Annotated in this window: 6 protein-coding genes and 2 pseudogenes; 5 read left to right on the top strand and 3 right to left on the bottom strand. The window is 42.0% G+C overall.

Annotated features, from left to right (window positions below):
• Positions 1 to 41: 41 nt before the first annotated feature.
• From V7K89_RS32180 to V7K89_RS32190, 3 genes are all read left to right on the top strand, one after another.
• Positions 42 to 800 carry a hypothetical protein gene (locus V7K89_RS32180; protein ID WP_335194634.1) on the top strand — a complete coding sequence of 253 codons (759 nt, stop codon included), beginning with the start codon at positions 42 to 44 and terminating at the stop codon, positions 798 to 800.
• Positions 801 to 1,093: 293 nt separating this feature from the next.
• Positions 1,094 to 1,972, top strand: coding sequence for an N-acetylmuramoyl-L-alanine amidase (locus V7K89_RS32185; protein ID WP_335194636.1), 879 nt, complete (start codon positions 1,094 to 1,096; stop codon positions 1,970 to 1,972).
• Between the two features lie 159 nt (positions 1,973 to 2,131).
• Complete coding sequence (locus V7K89_RS32190) at positions 2,132 to 3,388, top strand: FAD-dependent hydroxylase (protein WP_335194638.1); 1,257 nt, start codon at positions 2,132 to 2,134, stop codon at positions 3,386 to 3,388.
• Positions 3,389 to 3,423: 35 nt separating this feature from the next.
• Here the strand turns inward: V7K89_RS32190 and V7K89_RS32195 are convergent, their stop codons facing one another.
• A complete protein-coding gene (locus V7K89_RS32195; RefSeq protein ID WP_335194640.1) occupies positions 3,424 to 4,944 on the bottom strand; it encodes a site-2 protease family protein in 1,521 nt (506 codons plus the stop codon).
• A 191-nt stretch (positions 4,945 to 5,135) separates the two neighbouring features.
• On the opposite strand from V7K89_RS32195, the gene V7K89_RS32200 reads away from it, so the two are divergent.
• Positions 5,136 to 5,867 (top strand): MBL fold metallo-hydrolase, encoded by a 732-nt coding sequence (locus tag V7K89_RS32200; RefSeq protein ID WP_335194642.1) that lies wholly within the window; start codon positions 5,136 to 5,138, stop codon positions 5,865 to 5,867.
• A gap of 156 nt (positions 5,868 to 6,023) precedes the next feature.
• Here the strand turns inward: V7K89_RS32200 and V7K89_RS32205 are convergent, their stop codons facing one another.
• Positions 6,024 to 6,395, bottom strand: coding sequence for a hypothetical protein (locus tag V7K89_RS32205; protein ID WP_335194644.1), 372 nt, complete (start codon positions 6,393 to 6,395; stop codon positions 6,024 to 6,026).
• A 210-nt stretch (positions 6,396 to 6,605) separates the two neighbouring features.
• Here V7K89_RS32205 and V7K89_RS32210 point away from each other — a divergent pair.
• A pseudogene (locus tag V7K89_RS32210) lies at positions 6,606 to 6,956 on the top strand (ISKra4 family transposase); the annotation flags it as partial.
• Here V7K89_RS32210 and V7K89_RS32215 read toward each other — a convergent pair.
• Positions 6,906 to 7,828, bottom strand: a pseudogene (locus tag V7K89_RS32215) (hypothetical protein); the annotation flags it as partial. The pseudogenes V7K89_RS32210 and V7K89_RS32215 overlap by 51 nt on opposite strands.

Consider the following 7,828-nt stretch of genomic DNA (forward strand, 5'->3'; position numbering starts at 1 on the left):
ACAAATGCTCTGAATGCGGTAACTAAAAAAGACATTATTGGATGGTTCACCCACTGCTGTTACTATATTGCACCCAACTGAGAACCGCTATATATGGCTTAAACTGGAATACCCAAAATGCAGTCCTAGAACGCATTGACCAGTTGGAAACAAAAGTTGTTGACGGACAAGCAGTAATTCTCGGTGAATTCAAAAATCTCCTAGAACTGACGCAACGGGGATTTACCAATGCATTCCGCCGCGAACAAGCAATCATAGATGCTCATTGTCCCAATGTTTTTGTGCTGCGTCCTCATGGCGCTAAAGCTTGGCAAAAGAATCTAACTGGACAGAAATTAGATTTACAACTCTATTGCCAAGCACCGGGCTGTTGGCATCCCACCCAAGAAGGCGGTTTATATGAAATAAATGAACCTGCCAAATGGCTGAGAGTAACTGCACCTTATATTGGTAACTTATTCAAAGTCTTGAAATATGCCGCCCCGATAATTGGCCCTTGGCTGGGTGTCATAGATCCCAAAGAATATGAAACGCTATTTAAAAACGACTTAGAACTATTTAAAGAACTAGCAGCAAAATTACCTGAACTCAAACAATCTGAAGATTTAGAATTAGCAGACATTGCTAGAGGTGAAGATTTAGATCCAGAACGCGCTGATGGTGCAGCTTTGCGTGCCTTGCGTCAACTTTTAGAAGAAAAAGATCCCCAGCAGCACTGGGGTGGATTAAAGAAAGTCTTGACTCCAGAGGGACATTACCTATGGCTATGCGAACATCACGCAGCAGAGTATAAACGCTAACTATATCAGATTTGAGATTGCAATCTTGAATTGTAGAGAAATTTATCAACTATTCCCTAAACCAGCAGCAATAGTTTTGAGAGTATTTCAATAACTCCATGACAAAGCAAGCATAAAACAATTACTTAGGATTCCTATATATACTAATAGGGTATATTTGACTAGAATTAAGGTATTATAGCGATGATTATTTGGATACCATAAGCGGTAGGGGTTTACAGAAGTGCACCTCTACGACTAACACGCCAGTTTAGCTATAAATTAATATCTACGGTTTTACGGGTATTAGAAAAATGAAGTTTACAGACTGGGTGACTAGAGTGCTACTAATCTGGCTGATGTTCGCCACTTTAATAGTAGTGCTGCTAATTGGACGAGCAACAAAATTACACAACAATCCGACAATATCCCGTACATCCAATCCACAGGTTACAGCTTTTGATCAATATCCCCAGGCGCAATTCCAATTAGCGAAAGAGCCAGAGAAGAAATTTCAAAATGTTATCAAGTCCCCAGTCAAGACTAACAAATCTGTAGCAAGGTATGTAACCACTCAAGCTTTTGCACAGTACAGACCTAATTATCAAGTTGCTTCGGTTGATCCAAGTAACTATGGAGAACGGTACACCCAAGATATTAACGGCATTCTTGTCAACAATCAACCAATTATTGTCCTCCATGAAACTGGTTATTCTGCTTCCAGCGCAGTTAATTTCTTTCAAGTAGCCCATACTGATGAAAGTGTGCAAGCAAGTTACCACGCTTTAGTCAAGTTAGACGGAACAGTGGTTTATTTAGTACCGCCAGAAAAGCGGGCTTTTGGTGCGGCTAACTCAGTATTTGAGAGTTCCGAGGGAGTGGAAACTGTGCAGACTAATCCGAATTTACCGGCATCTGTAAATAATTTTGCTTATCACGTCTCTTTAGAAACACCGCCAGATAGTTATGACGCTAGCAGCCAACTAACCCATAGCGGCTATACGGAAGCTCAATATCATTCTCTTGCTTGGTTAATTGCTCAAAGTCAAGTTCCAGATCATCGCATCACTACGCACCATTTAGTAGACCGTTCTGGTAAAAAAGTTGACCCAATAAATTTTGATGGTCAGAAATTTCTCAGCTTACTTAATACTTATCGTCAGGTTAGACCAATCTATCGAGTCAGTAAATAATTTGTAGAGACACAAAAATTCGCAGAGACGCGAAAATTCGCGTCTCTGCGAATTTTCGCGTCTCTACAAGGGTTGTGGATACAATTTTGAATTGTTAACTTGCTCAAGAAGGCGCGATCGCGTCAAAATAAGAGTTAGACGCTGTAACCTAACTTAATAATGACCCCAACGCAGCTTGAGCAAATTTCCCCTCAATCAACACCGCCAAATGAGCGGGGATATGAATATGATTTGGTAATTGTCGGCGGTGGGATTATTGGGTTAACTCTAGCCTCTGCTTTAAAAGATTCTGGTTTGAGTATTTTGCTAATTGAAGCGAAAGTCGCATCAGTGGCGGTAGCGAAGGGACAAGCTTATGCAGTTCATCAGCTTTCGTCGCTAATTTATCAAGGAATTGGCGTTTGGGACAAAATGTTGCCGCAAATCGCCAAGTATTGCCGAGTTCGTCTTTCAGATGCCGATTATCCCGATGTGGTGGAATTTACCACAGATGATATAAATACAGCAGAGTTGGGTTATGTGGCGGAACATCAAGCGCTGTTGCAGCCGTTGCAAAATTTTGTCCAAGATTGCCCGAACGTGACTTATTTGTGTCCGGCGGAAGTGGTAAATACGCAATACCAGCAGAATATAGTCGCCATTGATATTAAAATTGCCGATCAACTAAAGACAGTCAAGAGCAAATTAGTTGTAGCAGCAGATGGATCGCGATCGCCAATTCGGCAAGCGGCTGGAATCAAAACTTCGGGCTGGAAATATTGGCAATCTTGCATTGTCGCTTTTGTCAAACCAGAAAAACCCCACAATAATACGGCTTACGAAAGATTTTGGTCTAGCGGCCCCTTTGCGATTTTACCTTTACCGGGAAACCGTTGCCGCATTGTCTGGACAGCTCCCCATGAAGAAGCAAAAGCTTTGTGTGCTTTGAATGACGAGCAATTTTTGGCAGAACTTAGCCGCCGCTATGGCGATCAGATGGGCAAACTGGAATTACTAGGCGATCGCTTTGTTTTTCAAGTACAACTCATGCAAAGCGATCGCTACGTTCTCCCTCGACTGGCATTAATTGGTGATGCGGCGCACAATTGCCATCCCGTCGGCGGACAAGGTTTAAATTTGGGTATTCGGGATGCCGCAGCTTTGGCGCAAGTAATTCAAGCAGCGCACAAGGCGGGTAAAGATATTGGCGATATTCAGATTCTCAAAGGTTATGAACGCTGGCGCCAGCTGGAGAATCTGACAATTTTAGGTTTCACCGATTTGTTAGATCGGATGTTTTCTAATAATTTCTTCCCTATGGTGGTGATTCGTCGCTTAGGTTTATGGTTTTTGCAGCGAGTACCGATATTAAAAGTATTTATGCTGAAATTGATGATTGGCTTAAAAGGGCGGACTCCAGAATTAGCAAAACGGTAAAGCTTGAGAAGGCGATCGCTGATATATTTACTTGATTAAATTTGCAAAAAGTTAGCGATCGCCTGCGGTAATGGCAGAATAATTACAATTAACAAAGCCATTGCCAGTAACCCCCAAACGTCACGTTTGTTATCCAATTCAGTGACATCATTCAGTGCAGGTTCATCAATCAATGGCATAAATAATAAGATAATTGCCCACACCAAAAATTCTTCTCGTACTAAAGAAAGTAATAGTAACAACACGCGAGCAGTTTGACCAATTGCGATTGCAGTTCGTTGTCCAAACATTGCATGGACAATGTGACCTCCATCTAATTGTCCTACAGGCATTAAATTTAACGCTGTGACAACTAGTCCTAAAAAACCTGCTACTGCAACTGGATGCAGATCGAGGGCTGATTTTGCTGTTAACTGACTTCCTAAAGCTAACTTCGAGAGTATAGCCAGTAAAATCGAATACTTGGGATTGAGCGCATCAGGATTTAAAAGTCGGGTTTTTTCAGTCAGGGAAACTATATCAGAATGAGCCAAACCCCATATTAGTAATGGCAAGGTGACAACAAAACCTGCAAGTGGCCCAGCGATACTAATATCAAATAAAGCTTTGCGGTTAGGAATGGGACTACGCATCTGAATAAATGCACCAAAAGTTCCCAAAAAGAAAGGTACAGGAATAAAGTAAGGTAACGTCGAGCGAATCTTGTAGAATCTAGCTGTCAAATAATGCCCAAGTTCGTGAATGCCTAAAATAGTCATCAATCCTAGAGCATAAGGTAATCCTTTGAATAGGACATCTGGATTAGATAGAAGTTTCAACAAAGATCCAATTTGCCAAATAGGCGGCAGAGTAACACCAGCATTTTGTAATCCCACCAAGGTAGTAGTGATCAAAGTAGCTGCTAGCAGCATCAGCGCTAATCCTGGTCGAGTTAACCGTTCCTGGTTGCGTCGTGGTGTATTTGTCTCTTTCGCAGCTTGAGTGTTAGGAACCAGCACAAAGAAAGGTTTGCCATTGAAACCTTCTTGAAAGATCAGCAAGAAGCGATCGCCAAATTGTGCTTCAATATTAGTTTTAATCTGCTGGTAAGCGTTGCTAGGTTTAGTTCGCAACTGACCCCGGCAAATCACAGATTGTGGTCGGTACTCAATATTTTGAACGTAGTATACAGACCAAGGAAAACAATTTCGCAGTTGGGTTTCTTCTGTTGGTTCAATGGGACGCACTGTTGGTTCTGGGGTAGGCTGGATATTCGGTTGTGATTCTGAGGCTTGGGTTTGGGTTTGGGTCTGTGTATCTCTTGGTACTTGACGCCCCCATTGAAACAATACCCAGTACAAGACTGTGCAGACAAATACCGACCAGAGGATCAGCTCTGGTGGTGGAGATTGTTTCGCTCCGTAGATTAGCGTCCACCCACTCAACAGGAATGCTGGTGTCATTAAAACCAGCCACAACAACCATACTGGTGTTCGGGTGATGCGAGCAACGCTACGCTGCACCATTAGGTAAGTAGCTAGCCCCAGCAGGAGGATAAACAGAAACCAAAATGCCATGTTATCGTTCAGTAATTTTGACAAAACGCCTCACCAGTAGCTTTAGCACCATAGCATTAACTACAAGGCAGACCTCAAATCCCAATTTTTTTCACAACGGTTAACAGTGCTGCTTAACGCTCAATCAATTCTTGAGAATTTCTGCACTGTCATCAAATTGTCCACAACTCCTCAGTTTCGGTTCTTTTATTATGTGCCCTTTACCTCAACAGCCAAGTCATACAACTAAGCCGCCACGGGCTGTCTTCCCTAACGAAGTTCTCAGCGCAGGTTCTCTGCAATCGGACTTCGCCCAAGAGAGCATTTTTGCCTTTCCACCCAATCGGGACACATTAGGGGGAACCTCTTATTTTATTGTAAGAAATGAAGGCAATATCCTCATAGATTGCCCTGCATTAGAAAAAACAAATCAAGATTTTTTGCGATCGCATGGAGGCGTGCGTTGGTTATTTATCACCCATCGCGGCGCCATTGGCAAGACTGCTGAATTTCAGCAAGTCTTTGGCTGCGAGGTGCTGATTCAAGAGCAAGAAGCGTATTTATTACCAGGCTTAACCGTAACTACTTTTAGGCAAGAATTTACTCTTGATGCTACAACACAAGTAATTTGGACACCAGGCCACTCTCCCGGCTCATCTTGTCTCTACTACAGCGAACTTGAGGGTATATTGTTTTCTGGTCGCCATTTACTCCCTAACCAGCATGGTCAAACAGTACCATTACGGACAACTAAAACCTTTCACTGGCCAAGGCAAATTCAGAGCCTTCGATTATTGTTAGAACGTTTTACACCAGAAACTCTCCAGTATATTTGTCCTGGAGCTAATACAGGCTTTCTTAGAGGTAAGCGGGTCATAGATCAAGCTTATCAACACCTCGCCTCTCTAGATTTACCAGCTTTGCTGGGGATACCACCCCTTTAAAGGTAAGCAGGGTATTCGTATACCATAATGGTAAAATCTTGTCAAGAGCATTAAAAATAAATCTTTGGGCTTGGGTGATGAAAAAGGGTTGTATAACTCGATGGATGGGCTTCGTACCTCAGCCCATCCTACCGCACTTGAGTGCAAACGACATTCTTATCTCTGTTTGCAGCTTGCAGTAAGTTCTACATTGTAGAAAGTTCCTGATTTAGGCTTAATTGAACGCAATTCTTGGATAAAAGCATTAAATATTGTATTAGTTGTGCCGAAGCCAGCTTCAGCACAAGCAGATAAACCCCCTTCGATGGGAATAGGTGATCCTGCCCTGGGACTATATACAATGAATTTATCGACGGTGCTTGTGCCGACTGCAAACCCGATAACTTGACGAATTGTTTGCAAAGCGGCATTATCTAAGGGGCCACCAATACTGCCAATACTGATATTAACCGCACGATTTTCAGCAAAGGCTGGCGCAGTAATCGACAACACTGCCCCGACAACCATTAAACTGGTGAACTTCTTCATTTTTCTCTCCTCCAAAAAATTGAAAAACTAATAATTAGGTTTCGACATGGATGAAGTACATCAGAGACTTTGCCATGTAAGGTTTTCAGCCATAGTGTTGTACCTCACTGGTTTTACTTTTATTCCCACTATAGTATTGCCCATTTCGTCAGGTAGCGATCGCTAATGTTGGTACTTTTGGAAAACCTGGTGAACCTACATTGGTCAGGGAATGTCAAAGAAAATCTCTATAAAGTTGGTGGTTCTTTAAAGCGGCTTAAAAAAGCTGAAGTGCTTTTGTGGCAAGGACAAGTGGAAGCAACCCAGGCTTTATTTACCAATTGTAAAGGTAAGCAGGCACAGAATTTCTGTGCTTATCTAAAGCGCCATCGCCAAACAATTGTTAACTACAGCTATTGCCAAACTGAACAAGTCTGTTCTGTAGGTTCTGGAGCAGTGGAATCTGCTATTAAGCTTCTTGGTACAAGGATTAAAATTTCTGGAGCGCAGTGGAAAGTTGACAACGTTAATTCAATACTTTCTGTTCGTTGTGCTTACCTCAACGGAACACTTGCTATTTGATGTTTTCGCCAAAGAGGGATGCTCCCTTGTAATATTGCTTGCATCGCTACTATTTAAAGTGCGTGCATCTATAGTTGCACCATCTATGATGCGGAAAAGATTGGTGTATACGGTAATATTTCCACCTTTGCCTGTGAAATTACTTTCTGTATTTACACTGTTAAAAGCGGTACTTGGAAATCTTCCACTTCGAGTAGTGCCGTCAAAAGAAACGCCATCGCGAGCGTTAATAATTATATTGCCAGCCGAACCCCGCCCAACAGTGTTTGTTAGCAGTTGCGCTCCCCCAGTAATACTCAAGGAACCTGTTGTAATTTCAATATTTCCACCATTGCCAGTTCCTTCAATTTCAGTAAAAATAGCTGTGTCCCTATCTAAAGAAATGCGACCGCTTGCATTTATAAAAATATCCCCAGCATTTCCTTTACCGTAAATACTATTGGATAGTCCAGCCCCATTTGTTGCAGAAAATGACGCTGTATTTATACGAATATTTCCACCATTGCCAGTTCCTTTAACTTCAGCAAAAATAGCTGCGTCCCTATCTAAAGAAACGCGATCAGCTGCTTCTATTAGTAAATTGCCACCATTACCTTGTCCAAAAGTAGTTGTACGCAGTTTTGCATTATCAGAGAGAAATAACGAACTAGCAGTAATCCTAATATCTCCAGCATTACCTAAAGTACTAGTATCTACAACATTTGCAATCCGACTTTCTTCTCCTACTCGCACTGTTCCTGTTGCATTAACTATAATATCTCCAGCTTGAGTATCAGCTTTGGTGTTGCATAATAAAGGGATGAGGAGAGGGTTCATACTGTGCATTGTCCATACTGTAAGTCTACGGAGATTAGAAAAAATGGAAAAAGAAG

Source organism: Nostoc sp. (assembly GCF_036917515.1).
GTDB lineage: Bacteria > Cyanobacteriota > Cyanobacteriia > Cyanobacteriales > Nostocaceae > Nostoc.